Here is a 26546-nt window from a genome sequence, read left to right on the forward strand (position 1 = left end):
GTCAGGCCTCCGGGACGACGGACGAGACGGTGAACACGCGCCGGCCGACCCGGACGCGGTCCCCCTCGACGAGCAGGACGGTGGTGTGCGGCGGCAGCACGGTGACCTCGCCGTCGTCCCCGAGGACGGCGGTGCCGTTGGCGGAGCCGAGGTCCGTCACGCGGACACCGTCGCGCGTGTGCTCCAGGCGCAGGTGGCGCCGCGAGACGGTGCTCTCGGGGTCCTGCAGGACCACGGGGCGGTCGCCGGCGACGACGGCCTCGGGCGAGCGACCGAGCACGACCGCGGCACCCATCGGGACGAGCTCGCGCTGGCCGGTGTCGACGACGAGGAGGACCGCGGCCCCCGACACCGGCACGGGGGCACCCGCACCGGGACGGGCCACGACGGCCGGCAGCGCGCCGGTCTGGGGCCCGGCGGGCGGGGCGTCGGTGCGCTCCGGCACCCGGGAGCCGGACGGCCGCGGGACGACGACCGGCTCGCCGAGCACGCCCGCACCCTCGTCCGGCGCCTGCCACGGGGCGGCCGGCACGCCGGGCTCGCCCGGACGGTGCCCGGCGGGCGCGACCGGCGGCAGGGCGGCGGGCGCGACCGGCGGCAGCCCGGCGCCGCGTCCGTCCGCTCCCGCTCCGGGCGGCACCGGGACGGGGGCGCCCGGTGCGGCGTCGGGGTCGTGCCAGGGCATCGTCAGGTCCGGGGTCGCCGTCGTGGGCCCCGCGGCCATGACGGTCAGGCCCGGCGCGACCGGCGGCACGACCGCCGCCGGTGCGGGCCGGCGGCGCGGCACCGCCACCACGACGGTCCCGGCGGCGCGGTCCGCCCACGAGCGGCGGCGTCCCGTCCGGTCGAGCGCCGCCGACGCGACGACGCCCCATGCGCCGACGACGGCGACCAGCGCGCCCAGGCCGGTGACGAGCAGGCGGACGAACGAACGCCCCGCGCCGGGGGACCACGGCCGGTCGTCGCGTGCGGTGCGCAGGCGCAGGACCGCGTTCCCGACCGTGAGGCCGGTGCGCGCCTGCCACACCCAGAGCGCGACGACGGCCTCGACCGCGACGACGCCCGTCAGCGCCGCGGAGCGCGTGCCGAACCACACCGCGGCGGCCACGAGCGCGAGGGCGAGCACGTCGATCGTGAAGGACGCCAGGCGTGCGCCGACACCGGCGGCCCGGCCCAGCAGGTGCTCGCCGAGGTCGCCGTCCGCGCGGCGCCGATCGCCGCGGGTCCCCGCCGGAGCCGCGCCCTCCCCCGCCGCGCGGGGCAGCGCCCCGCAGCTCGGGCAGGGGGCGTCCGCCGGGGCGTCGGCACCGCAGCACCAGCACGTCGTCGTCACCGTGGTCATCCCGACACCGCCGTCCGCACGAGCTCCAGGCCGCCGGCCGCGAGCAGCGCGGCGGGCAGCGCGAGGACCGTCCCCATCCCCTGCAGGACGTCCCCGGTGCGGGACAGCCCCAGCGAGCGCGCACCGCGCCCCAGCGGCACGGCCACGACGGCCGCGGCCACCCCGACGACCGCGAGCAGGCCGGCGACGAGCGTCTGCGTGTCCGCCCCGACCGTCGCCGTCAGCGTCCGCAGGCCCACGACCGCGGCCACGACCGCCGACGCGCGGACGACCCACCGCAGCGCGGGGACGCTCTCCGTGCGCGCGAGCAGCAGCAGCCCCAGCAGGTAGCAGACGACCAGCGCGATCGTGCCGCCCACGACGAGACCGCCGGCCGGGTGCAGGGGCACGGCGGCCGGCAGCGCGAGCGCCCCCACCGCGGCGAGGGTGACGGTCGCCGTGGCGCGCGCCGCCGACGCGGCGCGCACGTGCTCGCGCATCTGCTCGCCGTCGACCGACCCCGGGTCGGCGGGCACCGTGCCGCGCACCGACCACCGGTTGCGCAGGTAGCGCCCGTAGTCCATGAAGTACCCCTCGTCGATCTGGAGCAGCGCCGCCGGCAGCGCGCGCAGCGCGACGGGCACGGCACCCGCCGTGAGCGCGGCCGCCGCCTGCGCGGGCCAGCCGAGCAGCAGCGTCGTCCCCCACACGGCCGCCACCCCCGCTGCGACGCCCGCGACCGCGCCGAACGACGCGCGCCACGCCCGGGCGTCGGCGAGCGCGACGCCGGCGACCCCGAGGACGCCGACGGCCGCCGCGGCCGTGGCCACGTCGAGCACCGTGGCCCCGTACCAGGCGTCCGGGACGAGCGTGACGGCCGCGGCGACGGCGAGCGCCGTCGGCGTCGCCACCCGCAGGGCCGCGGGCAGGTCGTCCGTGCGGCGCGCGGCCAGGACCGCGGTGCCGAGCGCACCGAGCGCCAGGAGCCCGGCCGCGCCGGCCGAGCCGTGGCGGCCGAGCAGGTCCGGCGCCAGCACGTCGAGGGCCACGGCGAGCCCTGCCAGGGCGAGCAGCGCCCACCAGGCAGGGGTGTCCGCGCCCCGGCCTGCCAGACGCCGGACGCGTGCCTCGCGACGCGTCTCGGTCGGGCGCGCCCCCGGGTCGACCACGGTGAGCAGGGTGCCGTCCTCGACGTCCGTCACGGGCGTCGCCGCGTCCGCGGCGCGGTCGCCGACGAGCAGCGTCAGGCGGGGGTCGTCCAGCGCGACGCCCGCCGCGCCCAGGGCGTCGGCGAGCGTGCCCGTCGGCGGCAGGGCGAGGTCGAGCCGTCGGTCTCCGTCGAGCACGACGAACCGGCGCGGAGGTGCTGTCGTCACGGGCGCGGCGATCGTCCCGCTGCGGGCTGGACGCGTACCGGCAGGGCGTGCGGCGCGCGGGTGATCGGGCACATGGGCACGACGCCCACCTCGCACCCGGCGCGGGTCGACGACCTCGCGCTCATCGGCACACCTCCGTCACCCCTCGACACACCGCACTCCCCCGACGACGGACGCGTGCGCACGCTCCGACGTCCACCGCCGGCGCGCGCGCACGCGGGTCACCGTACGCCCTCCGCGTCCCGGGACGCCGCTCCGCCCGCGGGGGCGTCCCCCGGGCGGACCAGCGTCACCGCTCGCCGGGGCCCGCCGAGAGGGGCCGCGGGGCCACCTCGTCCTCGTCCTCCAGACGCGGCGCGATCGGGCCGCCGAGGCCCCTGCGCCGGTCACGCTGACCGCCCGCACCGCCGCCGGCGGCGCCGCCGTGCATCATGCCGGTCGTGCCGCCCGCGCCCGCGCCACCGGCGCCGCGCGCGCCAGCCCCGGCCGCACCGCCCTCGGCGAGGCCGACCGCGCCGCGAGCACCGGCCGCGCCGGCCCCCGCCGCACCCGAGCCGGTCCCGGCCGAGCCGGCGCCGGAACCGCCCGCACCCGCGGACGTCAGACCCGCACCGAGGCCGCGAGCACCGGCGGCAGCACCGTTCGTGGCACCGGCGTACCCGCCGGACGCCCCGCCGTAGCCACCCATGCCGGCGCTCGCGCCGAACCCGGCCATCCCGCCGCCGCTGCCGGTCAGGCGCGAGCCTGCCGCCAGCGCCGCGGCGCCCGCAGCGCCACCGACGAGGCCCGACGAGCCGGACGACCAGCCGCCGCCCGCGCTGCCGCCGAGCCCACCGCCACCGCCTCCGACGCCGCCGCTGCCCGGCAGGCCGCCGTTCATCTCGCCGTCGACGTCGACCCACGACGGCGGGTCACCGACGGGGCCGCCGATCACGGGTCCGCCCGTCACCGGGCCACCGGTCACGGGGCCACCCGTCACCGGGCCACCGGTCACCGGGCCACCCGTCACGGGGCCACCGGTGACTGGGCCGCCCGTCCCCGGCGTCCAGGTGCTCCCGCCCGGCTGCCCGATCCCCACCGTGCCGCCGCCACCGCCCGAGCCGCCCGAGCCGCCCGAGGAGCCGCCGTTCCCGTTGCCGTAGCCCCCGTTGGTGTACTGGGGCCGCTGCTGGCCGCCGCCGTTCGGGTCCGGCTCCTGCGGCGGGTCGTCCTGGCTCCGCATCCTCCGCAGCCCGAGCTCCTCCTCGATCGACCGGGCCGGCGGGTTCAGCTCCCGCTGCACCGTCGTCAGCGCCGTCTGCGCGGCCTGCTCCCGGGCCGCGAGCCGACGGGCCTCCTCCTGCTCGATCTCCCGCTCCGCCCGACGCGCCGCCGCACCGGCGACGAGCCCGGTCACGACGGCACCCGCCGGCAGCGCGGCGAGCGCGACGCTCTCGTGGCGTGCGTACACGAGGGCCTTCTCCGCGAACGACATCTCGACGGGCATCTTCTGCACCTCGGCGAGCTGCGCCGCCGCGGTGCCGACGCGCGCCGCGTTGGCCGAGTCGACAGCCGCCTGTACGGCGTTCATGCGGGCGTCGTACGCCTCGACCTGCGCCGTGATCCCCCGGAGGCGCTCGCGCGCGGCCTCCGCGGCCGCGCCGGACACACCCTCGTCCTCGAGGGCGGCCGTGATCTTGGCGACCGCGTCCACCACCTCGCTGTAGGCCGCGCGGAGCCGGTCCGCGCCCAGCAGCTCCCAGCGCGGGACGCTCGCGAAGGACGACAGCTCGGCCAGCTGCGCCTCGGCGTCCGAGTACGTCTTCCCGTCCGTCATGCGTGAGCCTTCCTCGTCGTGTCGTGGGCGCCGGTCACCGGTCGGTGCCCTGAGCCGGTACGGGTGCGGTGCCGCTCGAACGGCGTCGGGCGAGCAGCGCGGCCGCCGTGACGACCGCGGCTGCGGCGAGACCGGCGACGCCCCACACCCACACCGGCGTGCCGCCGGACGTGTCGGACGGGGCGTCCGGAGCCTGGGCGGCCGGCGTGCTCGTGGCGTCCGGCTCCGCGGTCGCGGCCGCGGTCGAGCCGGTCCACTCCGGGTCCCCCGGCCAGACCGGCCGCTCGGCCTCGGCGAGCTCGCGCAGCGTGATCTGGGTGGCGTCGACGTTCGGACCGTCGCCGACGTCGTGCACCAGTGGGTTCTCGTCGGGGAACCGCGCGGGGTCCTCCCGCAGCATGTGGCGCAGCCCGACCAGGCCGTAGCCGAGGTCGGCCGTGTAGTTCAGCTCGTGCTCCTCCGACCCCGTGTCGTGCACGAGGGTCTGCAGGATCTGGTTCGCCGTGGCGTCCGGCCACGCGGACCACACCGCCGCCAGCGCGCCGGCGACGGTGGGGGCGGCGTAGGACGTCCCCGAGCCGGTCCGTACGGGCCGCCAGTCGCCCGCCCTCTCGTCGCCCTGGACCAGCACGTCCACGCCCGGCGCGCACACCGTGATCTTCTCGTGCTCCATCTGCGCGCCGTCGCGTCCGGTGATCGGCCGCAGGTCCGCGTCGCAGGCCTCGACGGCGACGACGCCGTTCAGCTTCGCCAGGTCGTCGCCGGAGTAGAGCGCGGTGTCGTTCTCGGCCTCGTCCTGCGAGAGGGCGGAGATGACGATCGTGCCCTCGGTCTGGGCCCAGGCGATCGCCGCCTGCACGTCGGGGTCGGCGCTCATGGAGCCGGTGATCGAGGTCGTGATGATGTCGGCGCCGTCGTCGACCGCCTGTCGGACGGCGAGCGCCATGGCGTCGGGCGAGCCCTCGACGGGCGAGTACGTGGCGAGGCAGGGCTTCTCGAGGTCGCCGATCGAGTAGAAGAGGAGACGGGCCTCGGGCGCGACCCCGCGCTGCGACGTCGCGCCGTCGAAGCCCTGCCCGGTGCCGACGACGAAACCCGCGACGTTCGACCCGTGCGCTGCCGCCTGGGTGATGTCCGTCCGCGCCGCCGGGTAGGGGGTGCCGGTCATGACGTCGAAGCAGAACGAGGGCTCGTGCACGTGCAGGTCGGCACCGGCGAACATCGGCAGGTCCGGGTTGATGCCGGCGTCGATCACCGCGACGGTGACGCCCGCGCCGGTCGCACCCGCCGCGTTCGCCTCCGCGACGCCCATGCCGGAGTACCACCAGGTGCCGTCGGCCGACGACGCAGCGGCGGGCGTCGCGGCGACGAGGAGGCCGGTGAGGGCGAGCGCGGCCAGACCGGCCGGCGTCCGCGCGGTGGGGCGCACCGTCACCAGCCGTCCTGGCCCGCCGTGGTCCCGGAGGACGTGGGCTGCGCTGCGGGTGCGGGTGCGGCTGCGGGTGCCGCCGGCGCGCTCCGCTGCTCGTCGATGACGACCGCGATCTCGACGGCCGACATGGCGCGCGAGACCTCGCTCGAGGCCGCGTACTCGGCCTCCTCGAAGATCCGGGCGACGTCGGCGAACGCCGTCGCGCAGTCGTCGAGGAGCTGGCTCAGCTCGTCCCGCAGCCGCGTGAAGACCACCGGGGCCTCGTCGAGCACCTGGGCCACCGGGGCCACCGCGGCGTACTGGCCCGATCGCGGCCCGAGGACGGGCGTCAGCTCGCCCGGCCCGGGCAGCATCGCGTCCGCCGCCAGGATTCGGCTGGCCTGCTCGTTCAGCGCGGCGATCGCGATCTGCATGGCCGGCATCGCTGGCTCCTTCGTGCGTTCGTGGTTCGGTACGGGCCGCGGACGAGACCGCGGTCCGCAGGGTTGTCGTACCCGGCAGGGCGGCGGCGGGACGTCGCACGTACGGCGTGCCGACCTCGCCCGGGCGTGCTGCCGGTGCTGCTGTCATGCACGTGGCGGGGGCCGTCGGGCCCCCGCCACGTCGCGTCCGGACCCTGGGGTCAGGCGCCGAAGCGGCCCGCCGACTGGCGGTCGGCCGCGGTGTAGTTCTGCGCGATCTCGTTCGTGCTCGTCGCGATGCGGTCGAGCAGCTGCTGCAGGTCGGTCAGCGCCTGCGTCCACTGGCGCTGCGCGATCGTGTAGGACTCCTGCGCCTGGCCGGACCAGCTGGCACGCAGCGTGGAGACCTTGCTGTCGAGCTCGTCGAGCTCGGCACGGATGCCCTGCGCACCGGAACGGATGTTCCCGGACAGCGCGATGACCTGCTCCGGGGTGACGGAGAACGAACCCAGCGACATCGTCATGCTCCCTGTTCCGCGCGCGCCCTCAGGCGCCCATCATCGAGTTGAGGCCGGAGATCGTCTGCTGCGTCTGCTCGTCCGTGGCCTGCTGGTCGCGGGCCGTGCCCGTCAGCGACGCCTCGAGCTGGTCGAGCACGCTGTTGAGCTTCTTGGTCTTGGAGTCCCACTCGGCCATGAGCTGGGTGAAGCGCGACGCGGCCGGACCGGTCCACATGCCTCCGACGGTCTCGATCTCCCGACGGACCTGCGCGACCCGGTTGTCGATGCCCTGACGGGCGTCGGCAACGGCCTGCGCACCCCGCGCGAGGGCCCCCTCTTCGGCGGAGATGTTCTCTGCCACGTCACACTCCTTCACTCGACGCCGTGTGGCGCACCGCCCTGTGACGGACGGCACGGCCGTCAGAGTAGCGCGGACGCCCGACAGGTTCCCGGAGCAACCGGACACCGGCGGGTGATACCGGCGTGATGGGGCGCACAGCCGACGCCCGAACGGGTGAACCGTCACCGGGGGACGCCGCCGGCGGTCGTCGACGGGGGGACGCGGCGAGGGCGGGACCGCCCGCCGCGCTAACCTCACCTGCGTCCGACGCGCGCCCACCGGTGCGCCCACCCGGGGGACCCGATGCCTCAGACCACGACCGCCGCCCGCGCCCTGCTGCACCTGACGATCACCAGCGAGGACCGCCGGCTGGACCTCGGCGTGCCCGCACAGCTGCCGCTGGTCGAGCTCATGCCGGGCGTGGTGCGCAGCCTGGGCGTGCTCGACCCGACCCTCGTGCACGCCGGGTACGCCCTGCGCCGCTCCGACGGCGGGCTCCTCGACCCGGCCCAGAGCTGCGCCGCCCAGGGGGTGCAGGACGGGGAGCTGCTCACGCTCGTGCGCGGCGGCCTCGTCGCCGAGCACCGCCGGTACGACGACGTCGTCGAGGCGGTGGTCGACGCCACGCGCGACCGCGCGCCGTGGACGCCGGCCGACCAGGCCCGCACCGCCCTCGCCGTCAGCCTCGTGCTGCTCGCCCTCGGCGCGGGGTTGCTCGTCTCGTCGCCGCACGGCCTGGGCATCGGGTCGGTCGTCGCGCTGTCCGCCGCCGTCGTCCTCGTGACGACGGGTGCGGTCCTCACCCGGACGGGCGCCGCCGAGGCGGGGCACGGCCTCGGGCTGGCGGCGTCCGTGTGGGCCGCCGTGGGCGCGTACCTGCTCGTGCCCGACGGCGTGCTCTGGGGCTGGCCGCTCGCCGCCGCGGGCCTCGCCGCGATGGTGACCGGGGGCCTCGCGCTCGCCACGGTGGCGTCGGCGCCGCAGGTGCACGTCGTCCCGGTGGCCGCGGGCGGCGCGGTCGCGCTGACCGGGCTCGCCGCGGCGCTCCTCGGGCCGGGCGACGTCGCGCCGTGGGCCGTGCTCGTCGCCCTCGCCGCGACGCTTGCCAACCTCGCGCCGTGGCTCGCGCTGTCCTCCACCCGGCTCGACGTCGTCTCGCCGCACAGCGACGCCGAGGTGCTCGCGCCGCCGCCGCCCGTCGACGGCCCGGACGTCGCCCGGCGCGCCCTCGAGGGGCAGCGCCTGCTGCTCGCGCTGCGCATCGCGGCGGCGGTCTGCGTCGCGGTCGCCACGCCGCTCGTCGCGGCGTCGGGCGTGAGCGGGGCGGCCCTGTGCGCCCTCGCGTTCGTCGGGCTGCTGTTCCAGTCCCGCCAGGTGCACGCCCGCTCCGGCGTCCTCGCGCTCATGGCGTGCGGCGCGGCCGGCCTCACCCTCACCGGGACCGTCGTGGCGGTGTCGGGCTCGGTGTCCCCCGCGGTGCTCACGATCGTCCTGCTCGGGTCGGTCGCCGCGCTCGTCGGCCTGACGATGCTCCGGCCGCGCGCCCGCATGCGCATGGTGCGCCTCGCAGACACCGTCGAGCTCGCCGTCCTCACCCTCCTGCTGCCGCTCGGCGCCCTCACGGCGGGACTCGTCTGACCCGTGGCGAGCAAGAAGGACCTCATCGAGGCGCAGACGTTCAGCCGTCGGCGCCTCCTCACCGCCTTCACGTCCGGCGCCCCGGGCGGCAAGGAGCTCGAGCCGGCCAAGCCGATGCGCGGCGTCGTCGCAGGCCTCGCCCTCACCGCGCTCGTGGTGGTCGGCGGCCTCTTCTACGGCTTCCTGCGGCCGGGCCTGCCCAGCGGCTGGGACAACAACCGCCTCGTCGTGGCCGAGGACACCGGTGCCCGCTACGTCAGCGTGGGCGGCACGCTGCACCCCGTCACCAACACCGCGTCGGCGCGGCTGATCGTCCCCGCCGGCGAGTTCGACGTCGTGACGACGAACGCCGGGCGGCTCGCCGACGCCCCGCTCGGGGCCCCCGTCGGCATCGTCGGCGCCCCCGACCAGCTGCCGCCCGCCGACCGGCTGCTCGGCACCGGGTGGGCGTCGTGCCTCGTCCTCGACGGCCCCGCGGAGGCGGCCGGCGGCGTGGCGACGACCCTGTCCGCGAACGCACCCGCGGTGGCCACCGACGGCGCCGCGGTCGTGCGCACCGAGGCCGGCACCGCGGTCCTCGTCGGCGGGACGGCCTTCCCGGTCGACCCGGACGGCACCGACGCGGTCCTGCGCGCCCTGGGCCTGGGCGACGCCGACGTGCGCGACGTCACCGCCGCCTGGCTGCGCCTGTTCGACCCCGGCACGGAGCTCTCGGCGATCGTCGTGCGCGACGCCGGCGACCCGGCCCCCGGCACGGAGCTGCGCGTCGGCCAGGTCGTCCACCCCTCCGGCTCCGTCCCGAGCAACCGCTACCTCGTCCAGGAGGACGGCTCGCTGGCGGCGCTGAGCCCGCTCGCCTACCAGCTGTACCTGCTCGGCACGGGCTCCCAGCTCGGCGAGGCCGTCGACGTCTCCCCCGGCGACATCGCCGACCTGCCGAACTCGCCGACCCCCGCCGGCGCCGCCGACTGGCCGGCCTCCGAGATCACCGCCGTGCCCGACGCCGACGCGCCGTGCGCGGTCGCGGTCGACGACGACGGCGAACCCGGCACGGTCCTCGGCGTGGCGTCCGGTGACACGGCCGCCACCGAGGCCGGCGTCCGCGTGGACGCCGGCGCGGGCGCCCTCGTGCGTGCCGGCGGGCGCGGTCCCCAGTCCAGCGGCGGCCTCTACCTGGTCGACGCCACCGGTACCGCCTTCCCCGTCGTCGGCGACGAGGACACGCTGGCCCGCCTCGGGTACGCCGCCGAGGACGTGGGCGCGGTGACGGACGCGTGGATCGCGCTGCTGCCGACCGGACCGACCCTGTCCGTCGACGCCGCGGCGCAGGGCGTCACGGTCCCCGACCCGGAGGCGACCGCCCAGGCGGCGTCCCGGTGAGGCGCGCCGCCGCCGCGGCCGTCACCGGCCTCGTCGCCGCCGGGCTGCTCACGTGGGCGCCTGCGGGCCCCGCGGCGGCCGCGACCGCCACGGGCTGCGAGCCGGGGAACGTCCAGTGGGCCGAGCAGACCCCGCCCGCGCTCGACCTGCTGCAGGCGGAGCTCGCCTGGACGGTCACGCGGGGTGGAGGCGTGCTCGTCGCGGTCGTCGACTCCGGCGTGGACGCCTCCAACGCCCACCTGACCGACGCGCTCACCGGTGGCCTCGACCTGGTGGGCGACGGACTGGGCGCCAACGGCTACGCGGACCTGCACGGGCACGGCACGGCCGTGGCCGGGACGATCGCCGCGCGCGAGGTCGCCACGTCGAAGGTCGTCGGGCTCGCACCCGAGGCACGCCTGCTCTCCGTGCGGGTCTTCGCCGCCGACGACGAGAAGACGCGCGAGGCCGGCTTCGGGCCCAGCGCCGCGCGCCTCGCCGAGGGCATCCGCGCCGCCGCCGACGCCGGTGCCCAGGTGATCGCCGTCGCGATGTCGAGCCCCGACGAGGACCCGGCCCTGGCCGACGCGGTCGCCTACGCCGACGCACGTGGCTCCCTCGTCGTCGCGAGTGCCGGCAACGCCGCGGGTGACGCCGGCGTCCGCTACCCCGCGGCCGCCCCCGCGGCGCTCGGCGTGACGGCCGTGGACGCGGCCGGCCGCGGCACGTCGGCCACCACCCACGGGCCGCACGTGCGCGTGGCGGCGCCCGGGCAGCAGGTGCTCACCAGCGCCGTCGGGGCGGGCGACTGCCTCTACGCGCAGCAGGAGCCGCGCACGAGCTTCGCGACGGGGTACGCCGCCGGGGCGGCCGCACTCGTGGCCGCCGCGCACCCCGACGAGACGCCCGCGCAGTGGGCCTACCGGCTCGAGGCCACCGCGGTGCGCCCCGACCCCGACCACCGTGACGACGTCGTCGGCTGGGGGGTCGTGCAGCCGTACGAGGCGATCGTCCTCGTGCCCGACGCGTCGATCCGCGGACCGGTCGACCCGGCGACCGGACGCACCCCCGCGCCCGTGCGCCCGGCGGTCGCGGCCCCGCAGGTGCGGCCCTCGCAGGACCCGTGGGCCCCCGCCCGCGACATGGGCGCGTTCGTCGCCGTCCTCGCGCTCGGCGCGGCCGGGGTGCTCGGCGCCGTGGTGGCGCTGCGGACCCGGCGGCAGGACCCCACGACCGCGCCGGACGAGGACACGGAGCCCGCGGGCCGCTGAGGACGAGGCCCCTCAGCGGCCTCGCCCGTCGCGCGGCACGAGCCGGCTGCACGTCCCGAGCGGACGGAGCAGCCCCCGTCAGCCGAGGAGCGTCCGGACGACGACGACGAGTCCTGCCACGCACGCGACCGACACCAGCACGACCGCGACCACCGCGGCGCGCGCCCACGCGCGAGCGGCACCGGCGACCGACCGCATCGCCGCGGCCTCCCCGCGCAGCGCGTCCGTCCCCTCCACCGGCGTCACGTCCGCCGGCGGCGGGGGCACCGGGCGGGGCCGGTAGCGCTCGCGCTCGGGTGCCGGCGCGTCCTCGGGGCGTGCCCACACGCGCGACGCGGACGGCTGGGGCGCCGGCGAGGCGTCGGTGCGGGGCGCGCGCACGACCGTCCGGTCGTCCGGCGCGTCGGGCGCCGCCCCGTCGGGCGGCGGCGCAGCGGGACGTACGACCGTCCGGTCGTCGACCGCGGGCGCGGGCGCCGCGGGGCGCACGACGGTGCGGTCGTCCGGCTCCGCGTCCGCGGTCGGTCGCCGCGCACGGACGGCGGTGCGCTCGTCCGGGCCGTCCTCCGGCGCCGGCGTCCGGGGACGCACGACGGTCCGCTCGTCGAGGCCGTCCTGCGGATCGCCCGCCCCTGCCCCCGGACGCACCACCGTGCGGTCGTCGGAACCGTCGTCGTCCTGCGGCGCCGGCGCCGCCGGGACGGGCTCGTCGACCCGGGCGGGGCGGCGCAGGACCGTCGCGTCGTCGGGGCCCTCGTCGTCGCCGGCAGGAGCCGGCGACGACGCCGGCGGGCCGGACGGGGCGTCCGTCGCGGGCTCGGTGCCGGGCTGCGGCGTGCTGCGGCCACGGCGGCGGAAGAGGCTCATCGGCGCACCACCCGGGTGTCGTCGTCGGTGTCGGTGCGGGTGGCGGTCCCCCGCGAGGTGTCGTCGAGACCCGGCGAGCGGCCGCCCGACAGCACGTCGACGACGACGACCGTCACCTCCGCCCCGGCGCCGCCGCGCGTCGCGTGGCCGACCAGCGCGGCGGCCGCCGTCGCGGGAGCGCCGCTCAGCGCGAGCACCGCCTGCAGGGTCTCGTCCGCCAGCGGCTGCACGAGCGCGGCCGTGCACAGCAGCAGCCGCTCCCCGTCGACGACCGGCAGCAGCCAGGAGTCCGCCGTCGCCCCCGGCGTCCCCACGGCGCGCGTCAGGGTGCTGCGGCCGGCGCCCCGGCGGCCCGCACGGCCGCCGTCCGGACCGGGGACGGCGTGGTCCACGGTGAGGCGGTGCAGCTCGCCCCGCAGCAGGCGGTACACGCGCGAGTCGCCGACGTTGAGGACGAGCCAGTGCGGGCGGCCCTCGTGCAGGGTGAGCACGGCGCCCGTCACGGTGCTGCCCGCGCGGCCGCGGGTCTCGCGGGCGAGAACGCCGACCTCGCCGTGCGCACGCTCGAGAGCACGACGGACGTCGCCGACGGCCGCCGGCCCTCCGGGGGGCACCTCGGCGGCGAAGGCCTGCACGACGGCGCGCGCCGCCGCGACGTCCGTGCCGTCCGGACCGGTCCCGTCGGCGAGCACGAACACGGGCGGTGCCACCCGCGCCTGCGTCGCGCCCCCGGCGGGCGGCGTCCCCGGCCCGGTCGCGGCGGCCGTCACCAGGACGACGCCGCCGACCTCGTGCCGCCCGCTCACCGGGCCCCCTCCTCGCGCCGCTCCACGCTCATCCCGACGTCGCCGAGCCGCAGCCGGCCGGCGAGCGGCGCCGCCTCGCCCGGGACGAGCAGCCGCTCGGCGCCACCGGCGTCCGTCAGCACCACGCCGTTCGTGGAGCCGAGGTCCGTCACCCACCAGCCGCCGTCGCGCAGCTCGATCCGCGCGTGCGTCTTCGACAGCGTCCGGGTCGGGTCCGCGAGGGCCACCACCTGCGTGCTGTCGTCCGTCTCGGGCGGGCGGCGACCGAGGACGACGAGCGTGCGCTCGAGCGGGACCAGCCGGCCGTCGTCGAGCCGCAGCTGCCAGTGCCGCGGCCGCGGCCGGGCCCGGACGACGGTGCGCTCGGCGTCGTCGAGCGCGGGGGCGGACGGCGCCGGGGCCGACGATGCCGGGGCGAACGGCGCGGGAGCCGGCGCTGCGGCGGCCGGGGCCGGGGCAGGGACGGCGGGCGGCACGACGGGGGCCGGCGGCGCGACCAGGACCGGCGTCACGGCCGGCGACGCCGGCGCCGCGGCCGCAGGAGCAGGCCCCTGCGTCCGACCGCCGACGTCGCGGGGCGCGCCAGGTGCTGCGCCGAGCCCCGGCCCGGTGCGTCCGGAGCCCGTGTGCTCGTCGACCGTGCCCTCCGCCGACGGCCGGGGGGCCGTCCGCGACGCGGCGCCCGCACCGTTCCCGGCCCAGCCGACCAGGCTCGCCCACACGGGCGGCAGCAGGACGGCCAGCACCGTCGTGCCGGCCCCGCGGCCCAGCGACCGCCCGATCCGGTGGGCGGCCACCCCACGCAGCGCGATCCCCCACAGCTGGACGACCGGCACGACGAGGTACAGGACCGACCAGCCGGGCACGCCGCCGCGCTCGTACAGCTCGACCTCCTGCACGACGGGCGTCCAGGCCTTCCACGACGGCGCCCCGAGGCGACGGAACAGCGCGGCCAGCGCGGCGCTGTACCAGACCCAGCAGACCAGCAGGACGAGCAGCAGCCCCACGACGCCGAGCACGACGGCCGTCGCCCGGGCGGCCTCGGCCGCGGCCGCCTCCTCGGCGGGCGTCGCCGCGGCGAGGAGGGACGGCAGCGCGCCCGGACCGGACGCGAGCAGGGACGTCGGGACCGGCACGCTCACTCCTCCTCCGGCGCCACGGCGTCGGACGCGCGCCGTCGTCCCGGCGCGAGCGCCCGGACCAGGGAGGCGCCGCTCAGCGCGGCGCCGACGCGGCGCCACGGCGGGTGCTCCTGGGCGAGCGCGGCCGCCTCGGCGTCGCTGGCCTCCCACGCGGCGGCCGCGTCGTCGGGGCCGGGCGGCACCGCCGCGAACACGGCGCGGTCGACCAGGGCGGCGAGCTGCACGGCGCCGTCGCGGCCGGACGCGGCCGCCGCCGCGGCGCGGGTCGGCCCCTCGAGCGGGCGCCCGAGGTCGGTCGACCGGTCCACGAGCTCGGCCCACGCGCCCACGACCGCGACCTCCGGCACCGCCGCGTGACGGCGCCGGCGGCGCCGGACCGCCTTCGCGACCGGCAGCACGAGCAGCGGCGCGACGAGCAGCGCGAGCCCGCCGGCCACGAGCCCGACGGTGCGCAGGACGGCGAGCCACGGGCTGTCGCCGAAGCGGGCCTCCTCGTCGCGGGAGTCCTGGTCGTCGCCCGCTCCGTCGCGGCTCAGCACCGGCGGGTCGACGACGGGCAGCTCGGGCGGCTGGACCGTGGTGGGGTTCTGGGGCGCCTGCGTGCCCTGCTCGACACGGACGGGCGGGTTGTCGACCTGCGGGTCGACGTCGAGGGTGACCCAGTCGCCGCCGGGGCTGCGCACCTCGACCCACGCGGCGAGGTTCGCGCCCGTGCAGACGTCCGTGCACGCCGGGACGGTCGCGCCGGGGACGTCCTCGAGGCGCACCCCCATGACGACGCGGGACTCGTACCCGAGGTGGCGCGCGACGAGCGCCGCCGCCGTGGCGAGCTGCTCGTCGTCGCCGATCGCGGCCACGAGCGCGGCGTCGTCGGCGCCGGCCCCGAGCGCCTCCTCCTGCTCGAGCAGCTCGGCGAACAGCTCCTCCACCCGGGCGCGCGAGTGCCCGGCGTAGCTGGACTGGAAGACGTAGTCGCCCTGCGCCTGGAGCGCGGAGATCCACGCGTCGGCGGCGGCGTCGTCGGCGACCGAGTGGCTGAGGTAGCTGCGGGCGCGCAGCCGCTCCACGAGCGTCACGAGCGCGTCGGCGTCACGCCCGACCTGCTGGGACTCCACCCACTCGGTGAGCTGCGGGAGCTGCTCGGCGAGCGCCTCGGCGTCGACCTCCCCCGGCGCTCCGAGCATCTCCGGCCCCGTCGCGCGCGGAGCGGCCGCCACCCGGTAGGAGTCGCCCGGTGCCAGGCCGCGGCCCTGCGGTCCCCCGTCCGCGACCGTCACGGCCGAGCCGTCGTCCGGCCCGAGGTAGAAGGACGCCGCGAGCGCGTCGGCACGCAGGCCGGCGAAGCGCGGCGCCGCCACCACTCCGGAGGGCACCGGCACCCAGATGCCGGACCACGCGTCGCCGACGACCACCTCGACCTGGGCGGTCGCGCCCGCCGTCGAGGAGCGCGGCAGGCGCAGGAACCGGCCCGCCGGCCCCTCCGTGCCCACCCGGAACGAGGCGCCGTCGTAGGTGTCGAGCACGGCCGTGCGCAGCCGGTCCACGCCGGACCCGTCGACGGCGACGGTGAACAGCTCCTCGCCGAAGGCGTCGGTGCGGAACGCGGCGCGGTACGAGGTGAGCGGGCTCGGCTCGTGCTGCACGGCCAGCACCGGCTCGACGTCCTCGCGCAGCACGTGCCGCTGCGCCCACCCGGGTGTCCCGGGCGCGACCCACGCGGCCGCACCGACCGCGACGCCGACCAGGACGAGCGCGGCGACCAGCCGGCCCAGCGTCGTCGCGACGCCCCTGCGGCGGCGGCGCGCCTGGCCGCCGCTGCCGACCCGGACGGCGCGCCGCCGCGCGACGGCCGCACGGGCCACCGCCCACAGCACCGACCATAGGACGAGCGCCGCGAGGCCGAGCGTGGTGCGCGCGTCGGGGACGCGGACGGGCCCGAGGTCGAGCGCCGGCTGCGGCGCGACGGGGCCGAACGCCGGCCCGACGAGCGCGAGCACGGCCAGCACCGGCACCGCCAGCACCGCGCGCGTGTCCCGGCGCACCGCGAGCGGGGCCGCGACGGCCGTGGTGACGACGACGGCGACGAGGAACGGCACGAGGACCGCCTGGTACTCCTCGACCGGCAGCTCCAGCGTCAGCAGCTGCTTCCAGCCGACGACGACGGCGGCGACGGCCTCGACGAGCCCCGCCGGCCAGCCGCGCAGGTCGGCGCGCCACGGCACCGCGACCGGGACGGCGACGACGAGGAACCCGGCGGCCACGAGCACCGCACGTCGCAGGGGGCCCCAGCGGCGGGCCGCGCCGAGCAGCACGACTCCGGCGCCGACGAGCGTGCCCGCGGCGGCGACGAGCGCGAGGCGCGGCGTGGCCCACACGGGCCACGCCAGGACGACCGCGACCGCGACCGCACCGAGCAGCCAGACCACCCCGAGGACGCGCTCCGCGCCGCCCCCGCGGCCGGACCGGCGCGGGGGGCGCCCGGCGCGTGCGGGTGCGGGCGCCGGTGCGGGCGGCGGCGCCGCGCCGCGGGCAGGGGCGTCGAGGACGGCGCTCATGCCGCGGCCACCCGGTGCACGAGCGGGCCGAGGTCGCCGAGCGCGCCGATCGTGACGACCGTCAGCTCGCGCAGGGTCCGCGCGCCCGGGTCGGCGTCACGCTCGCAGCGCAGCGCGATCACGGTCGTGCCCGCGGGCAGCGCGTGCGCCGCGGCGCGCAGCCGGTCGGCCCCGGGCTGCGAGCCGACGACGAGGAACGCGACCGACATCTCGGGACACGTGCCGGCCGCGAGCGACGCGACGTCCTCGAGCGTCGTGGCGCGCTCCCCGGCGGCGAGCGTGCAGGTGGCGTCGAGCAGCGCGCGCGGCGTCGCGGTGGGCAGCGTCCGCAGCGAGACCACGGAGCCCCGCGTGACGCGCGGCGCCTCCTCGCTCGTCGCGACGTACGCGTCCTGCCCGTCCCGCAGCGCCTGGACGCCGAGCGAGGCGAAGACGCTGACGGCCAGCTCGAGCTCGTCCTCGTCGGCGAAGTCGTCGGCGGCCAGGCCCAGCAGGAGCGCGAGGCGCGAGCGTCGCGTCTCCTCGAACTCGCGCACCATGAGCCGCCCGACCTTCGCCGTGGAGCGCCAGTGCACGTTGCGGCGCGAGTCGCCGGGCTGGTACTCGCGGATGGCGTGGAACGCGAGGTCGGAGGCGACGACCTTCGCCGACGGCATGCCCTCCAGGTCACGCACGACGCCGGCGCTGGTCGAGGGGACCACCGTGGTGACGGGGTGCACGTGGATGGTCCGGGTGACGGGCCAGCGCACCTCGCGGCGCAGCAGCCCGACGGGGTCGGAGCGGGTGAGCGTGAGCGGTCCGACGTCGATGACGCCGCGGCGGTGGGCGGCCACGCGCAGCGGCTCGTCGTGCGCGCGGCCCGGGGCCAGCAGCGGCACCTGGACCTCGACGAGGCCCTCGGCGACCGGCACGTCGACCAGCACCGGGAGCGCGGGCCGGCTCCCGGTGTTCACCAGGCGCACGGCGCCGGTGACCTCCCGGCCCGCGACGGCGCGGTCCTTGTCGAGCACGAGGTCCACGTCGTAGTCGTGACCGCCCAGCAGGAACGGCGCCGACAGGACGAGCAGCACGGCCCCCGCGACGACGAGCACCCACCCGGCGGTCCACCCGGCGAGCGGTCCGAGCACGAGCCCCATTGCGACCGCCCCCAGCACGGTCCAGCCCGCCGGCGTCAGGGTCCGCACGACCGCGCCCCACGTGCGTGCGAGGGCGCGGCGCAGCCGCTCGGCGAGCCGGCGCGCGACGAACCAGGTGCTCGCCCACGGGCCGCGGCGCGTCTCGACGACGCGCGTGACGGTCATCCCGCGCGTGCGCGTCGCGGCCCACGTGCCCGTGCTCTCGAGCGTGCGCCGCTCGCGGGAGCTGTCCTGCCCGGTCACGTCACGCGGCGCCGTTCTCCGCCGGCGCCGCGACGTCGAGGAGGATCTGGCCCATGACGGCGCTCGCCGTGACCCCGTCGAACTCGGCCTCCGGCTCGAGCATCAGGCGGTGGGCCAGCACCGGCTCGGCGAGCGTGCGCACGTCGTCGGGGGTGACGAAGTCGCGGCCCTGCGCCGCGGCCCACGTGACGATCATGCGCGACAGGGCGATCGCGCCCCGGACGCTCACGCCGAGGCGCACCTCGGCCGCGTGCCGGGTGGCGTTGACGAGGCGCAGCACGTAGTCGTGCACGATCGGGTTGACGTACACCTGGCCCGCGAGCTCGCCCATCTGCACGAGCGTCGCCGCGTCGGCGATGCCCGGCACGTCACGGCGGGGGTGGTGCGCGCCCTGGAGGATGCGCATGGTCGACGCGTCGTCGGGGTACCCCAGCGACGTCTTGATCATGAACCGGTCGAGCTGGGCCTCGGGCAGCCGGTACGTGCCGGCGGACTCGACCGGGTTCTGGGTCGCGAGCACGACGAACGGGCGCCCGACCGACCGGGTCACGCCGTCGACCGTGACGTTGCCCTCCTCCATCACCTCGAGCAGCGCCGCCTGCGTCTTGGGGCTGGCCCGGTTGATCTCGTCCGCGAGGACGACGTTCGCGAAGACGGGCCCCGCGTGGAACTCGAACTCCCCGGACTTCTGGTCGAACACCGTGATGCCGGTGACGTCGCCGGGCAGCAGGTCGGGCGTGAACTGGATGCGCGTGGACGTGCCGCGGATCGTCTGGGACACCGCCCGGGCCAGTGCGGTCTTCCCGGTGCCGGGGAAGTCCTCCAGCAGCACGTGCCCGCCGCTGACGGCGGTCGCCAGCACCAGCTCGACGACGTGGCGCTTGCCGAGGACGGCGTGCTCGACGTTGTCGACCAGCGCGCGGAAGGAGTTCGCGAACCAGGTCGTCTGCTCGGGCGTCAGGGGCATCGGGGGCTGTCCAGCTCTCGTGGTCGGCGCTCAGGGAGCGGCGGGGGGCTCGGTGGGGGTGGGTTCGGTCGGCTCCGGCTCCGGCTCCGGGTCCGGGGCAGGGGGCGGGCAGCCGGCGGACGCGTTGTCGAGGGCGACGTCCTGGAGGTCGGACAGCGCGCCGGTCCAGTCGAGCGACCAGGTGGTCACGAGGCGGCCGCGCCGCTCCGCCTGCGTCACGGTGACCTGCGCCGACTCGCGTGCCCACTCGGGCAGCTCGACGTCCCGGGCCGACGGCTCCGCGATGCACTGCCCCACCGGGAAGCGGGCCGTGACCGTGCCGCGCACGTTCCCCTCCCGCGGGACGGGCACCGCCGGGGAGCAGTTCTGGGGACGGAAGCGGCTGCACTGGCGGGCCTCGACCGACGGGTCCGCGACGTTGCGCGGGACCTCGAAGGCGGAGGGGTCCCGCCACTCGCCGCCCGCGACGCGCACCTGCGCGACGGTGTTCCACTGGGTCGCGTCGACACGCGGTGCCTGCACCTGCAGCCACCCGACCTCGCCGCCGCCGAGGTCGCGCGGCTGACCGCTCACGGACCAGCCGCGGCGCACCGCCGGCGGGTCGAAACCGGTGAACACGACCACGCGCCCGAGGTCGACGCGCGCGGCTCCGAACCCGTTCGAGCCGCACACGACGACCGAGTACTCCTCGTCGTTCTCCAGCCCGCCGATGGTCGGCGAGTCGGACACCACGCCGCGACCGCCCCCGAGCTGCGCCTGCCCGTCGCGCCCCATCGTGCAGGACGCCTGGCTCCCGTCGAGGAACGCGCCGTACCGCAGCGAGGTGCCGGCGGCGCTGCCGTTCGGGTCGACCGAGGCGCCGTCGACGACGATCGCGCGGTCCGCCGGCCGGGCCGCTCCGCCGGTGACGCGGGGCGAGCCCGCGACGGTGACGGTCGCCTGCGACGGGCTGCCCGACGCGTCGGTGCCCCCGTTGGGCGGGGTGAAGCGGCTGAGCGGGGTGACGGTGATCGTCTGCGCGCCCACGGGCAGCACGACGTCGACGGTGGTCTCGCCGCGGCCGGAGCGCGGCACCTCGCCCTCCACGCCGGAGACCCGGAACGCGCGGGCGTCGTCGCCGGCGGCGATCGTCACGCGCGCGACGCCGGAGGTGGGGGTCGTGCGGGCCGGGTCGTACACGGTCTCCGCCCGGACGGCGCCGACGGCGGGGGCCGCGTACGCCCACCCGACCGCCGGCGTGCTGTCGGGCGACTCGCCGACGGCGTTGCGCACGCGCGCCGTGTACGTGTGCGGTTCGCCGTTGCGCAGCCCGCCGACCGTGCAGCGGTACGTGCTGGCGCCGGCCGGGGAGCACGAGGCACCCACGGCGGCACCGTCCTGGTAGACCGTCACGCCGCTGACCGCGGGGTGCGCACGCGCGGCCTCGCCCAGGGCGAGGTCGAGCACGACGGACGACGCCGTGTACGACGACAGCGTCAGCGAGCCCGGCTGCGCGGGGTAGCCGAGGACGTCGAGGTCGACGCGTCCCGCACCGAGCCGGCCCTGGGCGTCGCGCACCGTGAACGGGACGGTGCAGGTGCCGCCCGCGGGACGGCTGCCGCTCGGCCACGACACCCGCACGGTGCCGCGGTCCCCCGCGCTGACGGTGGCGACCGCGCACGCGACCGTGCCCGCCGACCCGACCTGCGCGAGCTCGAGACCGGCACCGGGCTTCCCCGCGAACGGGTCGTACTCGCCGGCGACCCCGACCACCGGGATCGTGCAGCCGGACCCGTCCGCGACGTTGCAGGTCGCGGCGATCGTGGCGCCGCGCGGCGCGTCGGTCGGCGCGGCACCGACGAGCAGGTCGACGGTGGACTGCAGCCCGCCGTACTGCGCGACCCGGACCGTGACGGTCGCGCGCGTGCCCGGGACGGCGCCCGCACGGGCGGTCACCGACAGCGTCCGCCCGTCCTGCTGCAGCTCGAGGCTGCCGCCCGCGCCGGACAGCGACGTGGTGAAGACGATCGAGGCCTCGTCGCCGACGCGCCCGCCCTCCCACGACAGCATCGAGGCGAGGTCGATGGTCTCGGTGGCGCCGGGGGCGACGGTGCGGCTCACGGGTGCGAGCACGGCCTGCGGGGCCGCCGGCCGGATCTCGACGGGCACGAGCACGTCCGTCCAGGTCTCCTGGCCCACGACCCGCACGCCGACGGTGCACGTGTCCTGCCACGGGGCGCCCGCACCGGCCGCGTACCGCAGAATCCCGTCCGCGGTCACGGTGCACCGCGCCGCGGCCCGCTGCACGACGGGCTGGGTGTCGGTGCGCACCTCGAGCCGGTCGCCGCGCCCGGCCTGGACCACGGACGACAGGCGCGTCTCGCCCGTCGCGTCCTCGTCGACCGCCAGCGGGTCGAGGTCGTCGTAGGTCGTCAGGCGCATGTCGTCGAACGCCGGCACGCGCAGCAGCCCGTACGCGCGGACCTCGGTGCCCCGCGCGTCGGTGCCCTCGAGCACGAACGGCACGACGGCGCCGCCGCGGGGCAGCGGCCCGCTGATCCGGGTCCCGGACGCGGTCCACGTGGACGCCGCCTCGCCCCAGACCGACAGCCGCAGGTCGCCCGGGCGTCCGCTCGCCCAGCGGACCTTCCCGTCCACCACGTCGACGCCACCGGCGGCGAGCTGGTCGCGGTCGCGCAGCGTGACCACGGTGTCCGCCACGAACGGCTGCTCGCCGGTCGCGTCGGCGACGACCTCGACCACGACCAGGCCCTCGGCGGTGCTGACGCCGTCGGACGCGGTGACGGTGTAGACGTACGCGTGCACGCCGAGGACGTCGCCCGCGCGCAGCACCACGACGCCGTCCTCGAGGGACGTGCCGGCGTCGTCGACGAGGGCGTCCAGGCGCGCGGCCTCCGGGCCGCCGGGGAGCGCGTCGGGCCGCATCGCCGTGAGCGTGAGCCGGCCGCCGTCGGGCTCGCGGTCGTTCGCGAGCGGCTCGATCGTCACGGGCTCGTCCTGCCCGGCTGTCACCCGGACGTAGTCGACGTAGGCGACCGGCGCACCGCTGCGTGCACCGGCGGGCAGCACGCCGACGCGCACCGTGCCCGTGGAGGTGGCGCCGCGGCTGTCGCGCAGGGTGTAGCTGAACGTCACCTGCTGCCCGGGGTTCAGCGTGGAGGGCGCGACGAAGCGCAGGCCGTCGCCCGTCTCCTCGACGGTCGCCGCGCCCTGCCCGGGCTCGGGACGGCCGACGCCGACGAGCGTCACCGCGTCGCCGTCCGGGTCGGTCCCGGCGGCGTCGAACGGGATCCGGACCGTGCCGCCGGCCACCACGCGTCCCTCGAGCACGGGCGCGACGGGCGGGCGGTTGGCGGTCGCGTCGACCACGGTGACGGTCACGGTGGCCGACGAGGTGCGCGCGGTGTCCTGGCTCCAGGCGACGTCGTAGCCCACCGTGTAGGTGCCGGGCGTCTCGGGCGCGACGTACCGGACGGTGCCGCCCGAGACGAACGCGAGCTCGCCGGGCGTGCCGGACGTGACGAGGTCGGGCAGCAGCGTCGTGCGGCCGCCCATCGGCGCGACGTCGTTGTCGGTGACGGGGATGTCGACGGTGCCGCCGGCGCGGACGGTCGCCACGTCGGGCTGCGCGACGACGCCCTGCCCCGTGACCGGGCCGACGAGGAAGACGGCGACCGTCCCCTGCGTGCGCACGTCGGCCCCGTCGGTCACCGTGACGGTGACCGTGCCGAGCAGGCCGGGCGTCGCGTCCGCGCTGGTCGCGCGCAGGCGCAGGGCGGTGGCGTCGATGACGTCGACGCCCAGGCCCGGGGAGTCCGACGTCGCGAACGACACCATGAGGACGTGCCGGGCGGCGCCCTGCACGGCGGAGACCACGTCCACCGTGGTGTCCTCGTGCGCCCACACGTAGGCGGTGGTCGGCGGGAGCACGACGGCGCGGTCGTCGGCGGGCACGCGCACCCGCAGCAGCGCACTGCGCTCCACGCCCGTGAGGTCGTCGTGCACGGTGAAGGTGACGGGGTGCTCGCCGGCGGTGTTCGCCGTGACCTGGACGCGCATGCCGGCGCCCGTGGCGGCGACGGTCACGCCCGCGCCGCCGTCGACGCCCACCGGCACGACGTCACGCAGCCGGTAGCGGCCGGAGCCGGAGGTCACCTGCGGCGCGAGGTCGATCGTCTTGGTCCGGCCCTCGCTGACGACGAGCACGGTCCCCTCGACGGCCAGGTCGGGCGCCGACTGCACGGCGACGTCGAGCGTGCGCTCGGTCGTGCCGCCCCGCGAGTCCGCCACGACCACCGTGAGCGCGGTCGAGGCGGCCGCGGCGTTCGGGTCGGTGTGCCGGATCGTCAGCGACCCGTCGGGGCCGGCCGCGACCTGCAGGGGCGCGGTGGGGTCGGCCACGTCGACCGACTGGAGCACGAACGGGTCGCCCTCGGGGTCGACCCACGCGTCGAGGATGCCGATGCGGGCGGTGCCGCCGGGGGCGAGCACCGCGGTCGGCCACGTCTGGGTGCAGCCCTCGACCTCGCACCACGCGGGCGGGCCCTGGGCGTCGTCGGGGACCACCGTGAGCGTCACGGTGACCGGCTCCGACCGGTCGGTGCCGTCGGTGACGGCGTACGTGAAGGTCGCGGACCCCTCGAGCGCGGTCACGGTCGCGACGACGACCTGGTCGTCGTGCGCGAGCCGCAGCGAGGCGAACGCCGGGTCGGACATGGGGCTCAGCGACTCGGCGTCGACGGTCAGCACGTCGCCCGTGTTCGGGTCGTGGTCGTTGAGCAGGACCGGCAGCCGCACGTCCGTGCCCGGGCGCACGCCGAAGGCGTCCGGCATCGCGACGGGCGGCATCTGCTGGGTGACCTCCTCGACGGCGCTCGTGCCCGTCGTCCGGTCGTCCTCCTGACGGGCCGTCCACTGCGAGAGCGGCACCGCGCGGCCGTCGGGCACCGTCCACAGCGCACCCGAACCCGTCTCCTCGAGCACCGCGCGGCCGCCGTTGGTGCGCACCACCGGGTGCAGGTCGGACAGCGCCTCGAGCGCCTCGGTGTCGACCTCCAGCGCGACGGGGTCGGCGCCGGACGTCCACAGGGTGCCCGTGCCCGCGGTGAGCCACGCGGCGACACGGGTGCCGTCGCTCAGGCGCACCGGCGGCGCAGGCGTCCCGGCGGCCTCCTGCGTGCGCCGCGCCTCGCCCTCGTCGAGCGGGACCTCGACGAGGCCCTCCCGGTCGGCGACGAGCACGCTCGTGCCGGCGCTCGTCGGCTCCTGGAGCACGGCCCCGGGGCCGGTCTGCGTCGCGACCGGCTCGTCACGGCCCGACGTCCACAGCCGGCCGTCCGACGCGTCGAGCAGGACCCAGTCGCCGCCGACGAGCGTCAGACGCACGTCGACGACCTCCTCCGGGCCCTCGACGACCTCGACGGGTCCCTCGAGCAGCGCCCCCGTGACGGCGTCCAGGACGCGCACGGTCCGGTCCGAGGCCCCGTACAGGGCGACGCGCCCGCGGTCGTCGATGCTCGCGGCGTCGGCCGCCCACGGCTCGGCGGGCGCCTCGTCCTCCTCCTCGGGGGTCGCGGTGGCCGCGTCCAGGCCCTCGGGGTCCAGCGGCGTGGCGGGCGTGGTGGGCTCCGCGTCGAGCCGGCGGACCGACGCCGTGCCGGTGTCGTCGAGGAAGACCATCCAGTCGCCGGACCCGGCGACCTGCTGCGTGCCGCCGGGGGTCGCGAGGGCCTCGGCCGACTGCTCCTCCTCGCCGCCGTCCTGGCGCAGGTCGGCGGGCACCGCCGGGTCGACGGTCCACAGCTGCTGCATGCCCTGGGCGACGACGGCCGCGCGCGCCCCGTGCTGCACGACCGTCGTGGGGTCGTCGACCGAGCGCACGGTGTCGATCTCGCCGAGCTCGGTGTCGAAGCGCGCGTACTGCCCGGCGTCGCGGGCCACCCAGACCGCGGTCTCGACAGGCGGCGTCCGCTGCGCGTCGTACCCCTGGGCCAGCACGGCACCGGTCACGACGAGCGCGCCCACGACCACCACGGCCGCGGCCCGCAGGCGTGCGGGCAGACGGCGCGCGGCGGGAGCCGCCGGCGCGGGAGCGGGGCGGTTCACCCGAGCACCCCGGTGAGGGCGAGCACGACGACGACGGCGGCGACGGCCAGGGCGCCGACGACCGCGCCCACCACGCCCGCCTGCCAGGCGGCGCGCCGCGCGGGCCCGTGCACGACGAGCCCGTCGCGGTCGACCGCGGCCTCGGCGGCCGCCCGCTCCGCGCGGGCCTCGGCGCGGCTGCGCTCGCGCACGCGGGAGACGACCGGGCCGCGCGCGCCGCGGTCCTCGACCTCGACGGGGCTGGCGCCGGCGGCCCACTCGGCGGACGGCACCTCGAGCGCGGTCGGCGGCTGCCCCAGGTCGTACTGCGCCCAGCGCAGCTCCTCCGCGAGCGCCAGCATCGACGGGTGCCGGTGCGCCGGGTCCTTCGACATGGCGCGCGCGAGGACCTGCTCGACGCGCTCGGGCACGTCCTCGCGGCCCATCGGGCGCAGCTTCGCCCGGACGATGCGCGAGGCCATCTCCTCGCGCCCGTCCCGGGCGCGGTCCCCGACCTCGAAGGGCGCCCGGCCGGTCAGCAGGGTCCAGAGCGTCGCGCCCAGGCTCCACACCTCGGCGGCGACCGAGCCGGCGACGCGCTCCTCGAGCACCTCGGGGGCGCTCCAGGGCACGGACATCGCGATGGCCGGCACGCCGGTGGAGCCGGACACGGCGGCGGCGATGCCGAAGTCGGCGAGCGCGGGGGTGCCGAGCGACGTGCGGAGCACGTTCGACGGCTTGATGTCGCGGTGCAGCACGCCGGAGCGGTGCGCGGTCTCGAGCGCCGACGCGAGCCGCACGCCGACGTCGAGCACCTCGGGCACGGGCAGCGGCGCGCGGCGGGCGCGGGCGCCGTACGTGTCCAGGCAGTACTCCATGACGATGTACGGACGTCCGTCGGCGGACACGCTCGCCTGGTGCACGGTCACGACGGACGGGTGCACGCTCAGCCGGGCCAGGACGTCCGCCTCGGCCTCGAACGCCCGCTGCGCCACCGGGTCGTGCAGGCCCTCGGCCAGCACCTTCACGGCGACGACGCGCCGCGGCATGTCCTGCTCGTAGCAGAAGACGTCGGCGAACCCGCCGACGCCCAGCGGGCGGACGTAGGTGTAGCCGGGCAGCACCGGAGGGGTCCCCGCCACACGACGTGCCACAGCTGGCTCCCCCTGGGATCGACGACCTCGTGCCCGCCGGTCGCCGTGGACGAGCGTCCGGCCGGACCGACGCGGAAGCCTACCTGCTCGCACCGACGGGCCGGTGTCCCGTCCACCCGTGGGGGCGCCCGTCGCGGC

Annotated in this window: 18 protein-coding genes; 3 read left to right on the forward strand and 15 right to left on the reverse strand. The window is 77.9% G+C overall.

Annotated features, from left to right (window positions below):
- Position 1: 1 nt before the first annotated feature.
- The 7 genes from FB586_RS18175 to FB586_RS18210 form a co-directional block, all read right to left on the reverse strand.
- Complete coding sequence (locus FB586_RS18175) at positions 2-1342, reverse strand: FHA domain-containing protein (RefSeq protein WP_136520730.1); 1341 nt, start codon at positions 1340-1342, stop codon at positions 2-4.
- The gene (locus FB586_RS18180) at positions 1339-2697 is read right to left on the reverse strand and encodes a hypothetical protein (protein WP_136520731.1); all 1359 of its coding nucleotides are present in this window, start codon (positions 2695-2697) and stop codon (positions 1339-1341) included. The genes FB586_RS18175 and FB586_RS18180 overlap by 4 nt, the downstream gene beginning before the upstream one ends.
- A gap of 289 nt (positions 2698-2986) precedes the next feature.
- Positions 2987-4513 (reverse strand): hypothetical protein, encoded by a 1527-nt coding sequence (locus FB586_RS19520; protein ID WP_168800601.1) that lies wholly within the window; start codon positions 4511-4513, stop codon positions 2987-2989.
- 34 nt (positions 4514-4547) lie between these two features.
- Positions 4548-5948: a S8 family peptidase gene (locus FB586_RS18195; protein ID WP_136520734.1), complete on the reverse strand. Its 1401-nt coding sequence runs from the start codon at positions 5946-5948 to the stop codon at positions 4548-4550.
- Positions 5945-6367, reverse strand: a complete 423-nt coding sequence (locus FB586_RS18200) for a hypothetical protein (protein WP_136520735.1) — start codon at positions 6365-6367, stop codon at positions 5945-5947. The genes FB586_RS18195 and FB586_RS18200 overlap by 4 nt, the downstream gene beginning before the upstream one ends.
- Before the next feature lie 200 nt (positions 6368-6567).
- Complete coding sequence (locus FB586_RS18205; protein ID WP_246036922.1) at positions 6568-6870, reverse strand: WXG100 family type VII secretion target; 303 nt, start codon at positions 6868-6870, stop codon at positions 6568-6570.
- Between the two features lie 22 nt (positions 6871-6892).
- Positions 6893-7207: a WXG100 family type VII secretion target gene (locus FB586_RS18210; protein ID WP_136520736.1), complete on the reverse strand. Its 315-nt coding sequence runs from the start codon at positions 7205-7207 to the stop codon at positions 6893-6895.
- A 282-nt stretch (positions 7208-7489) separates the two neighbouring features.
- Between FB586_RS18210 and eccD the strand changes: the two genes are divergently transcribed.
- From eccD to FB586_RS18225, 3 genes are read left to right on the forward strand one after another with little or no spacing between them, the layout of a single operon-like run.
- Positions 7490-8824, forward strand: a complete 1335-nt coding sequence (gene eccD, locus FB586_RS18215; RefSeq protein ID WP_136520737.1) for a type VII secretion integral membrane protein EccD — start codon at positions 7490-7492, stop codon at positions 8822-8824.
- A 3-nt stretch (positions 8825-8827) separates the two neighbouring features.
- Entirely contained in the window at positions 8828-10204 is a 1377-nt protein-coding gene (gene eccB / locus FB586_RS18220) for a type VII secretion protein EccB (protein WP_136520738.1), read from the forward strand.
- The gene (locus FB586_RS18225) at positions 10201-11454 is read left to right on the forward strand and encodes a S8 family serine peptidase (RefSeq protein ID WP_168800602.1); all 1254 of its coding nucleotides are present in this window, start codon (positions 10201-10203) and stop codon (positions 11452-11454) included. The genes eccB and FB586_RS18225 overlap by 4 nt, the downstream gene beginning before the upstream one ends.
- Before the next feature lie 78 nt (positions 11455-11532).
- Here the strand turns inward: FB586_RS18225 and FB586_RS18230 are convergent, their stop codons facing one another.
- The 8 genes from FB586_RS18230 to FB586_RS18270 are packed head-to-tail and all read right to left on the reverse strand — an operon-like array spanning position 11533 to position 26408.
- Positions 11533-12321, reverse strand: coding sequence for a hypothetical protein (locus tag FB586_RS18230; RefSeq protein WP_136520740.1), 789 nt, complete (start codon positions 12319-12321; stop codon positions 11533-11535).
- Complete coding sequence (locus FB586_RS18235; protein ID WP_136520741.1) at positions 12318-13127, reverse strand: PP2C family protein-serine/threonine phosphatase; 810 nt, start codon at positions 13125-13127, stop codon at positions 12318-12320. Before FB586_RS18235 ends, FB586_RS18230 begins: the two co-directional genes overlap by 4 nt.
- Entirely contained in the window at positions 13124-14263 is a 1140-nt protein-coding gene (locus FB586_RS18240) for a DUF5684 domain-containing protein (protein WP_136520742.1), read from the reverse strand. The genes FB586_RS18235 and FB586_RS18240 overlap by 4 nt, the downstream gene beginning before the upstream one ends.
- Positions 14264-14265: 2 nt before the next feature.
- On the reverse strand, positions 14266-16824 hold the full coding sequence (locus tag FB586_RS18245) for a transglutaminase-like domain-containing protein (RefSeq protein ID WP_136520743.1): 2559 nt from the start codon (positions 16822-16824) through the stop codon (positions 14266-14268).
- Positions 16821-18203, reverse strand: coding sequence for a DUF58 domain-containing protein (locus FB586_RS18250; RefSeq protein ID WP_246036924.1), 1383 nt, complete (start codon positions 18201-18203; stop codon positions 16821-16823). Before FB586_RS18250 ends, FB586_RS18245 begins: the two co-directional genes overlap by 4 nt.
- Position 18204: 1 nt before the next feature.
- The gene (locus tag FB586_RS18255; RefSeq protein ID WP_136520744.1) at positions 18205-19170 is read right to left on the reverse strand and encodes an AAA family ATPase; all 966 of its coding nucleotides are present in this window, start codon (positions 19168-19170) and stop codon (positions 18205-18207) included.
- Between the two features lie 30 nt (positions 19171-19200).
- On the reverse strand, positions 19201-25275 hold the full coding sequence (locus FB586_RS19755) for an Ig-like domain-containing protein (protein ID WP_187697889.1): 6075 nt from the start codon (positions 25273-25275) through the stop codon (positions 19201-19203).
- Positions 25272-26408 carry a serine/threonine-protein kinase gene (locus FB586_RS18270; RefSeq protein WP_246036926.1) on the reverse strand — a complete coding sequence of 379 codons (1137 nt, stop codon included), beginning with the start codon at positions 26406-26408 and terminating at the stop codon, positions 25272-25274. Before FB586_RS18270 ends, FB586_RS19755 begins: the two co-directional genes overlap by 4 nt.
- Between the last annotated feature and the right edge of the window lie 138 nt (positions 26409-26546).

Source organism: Cellulomonas telluris (genome assembly GCF_004886325.1).
GTDB classification, from domain to species: Bacteria; Actinomycetota; Actinomycetes; order Actinomycetales; family Cellulomonadaceae; genus Cellulomonas; species Cellulomonas telluris.

What these genes read in the sequence shown, in the direction of transcription:
- FB586_RS18205 (WP_246036922.1), bottom strand. Translation starts at nt 6,870, where the DNA reads ATGACGATGTCGCTGGGTTCGTTCTCCGTCACCCCGGAGCAGGTCATC.
- FB586_RS18245 (WP_136520743.1), bottom strand. Translation starts at nt 16,824, where the DNA reads ATGAGCGCCGTCCTCGACGCCCCTGCCCGCGGCGCGGCGCCGCCGCCC.
- eccD (WP_136520737.1), top strand. Translation starts at nt 7,490, where the DNA reads ATGCCTCAGACCACGACCGCCGCCCGCGCCCTGCTGCACCTGACGATC.
- FB586_RS19520 (WP_168800601.1), bottom strand. Translation starts at nt 4,513, where the DNA reads ATGACGGACGGGAAGACGTACTCGGACGCCGAGGCGCAGCTGGCCGAG.
- FB586_RS18230 (WP_136520740.1), bottom strand. Translation starts at nt 12,321, where the DNA reads ATGAGCCTCTTCCGCCGCCGTGGCCGCAGCACGCCGCAGCCCGGCACC.
- FB586_RS18200 (WP_136520735.1), bottom strand. Translation starts at nt 6,367, where the DNA reads ATGCCGGCCATGCAGATCGCGATCGCCGCGCTGAACGAGCAGGCCAGC.
- FB586_RS18255 (WP_136520744.1), bottom strand. Translation starts at nt 19,170, where the DNA reads ATGCCCCTGACGCCCGAGCAGACGACCTGGTTCGCGAACTCCTTCCGC.
- FB586_RS18175 (WP_136520730.1), bottom strand. Translation starts at nt 1,342, where the DNA reads ATGACCACGGTGACGACGACGTGCTGGTGCTGCGGTGCCGACGCCCCG.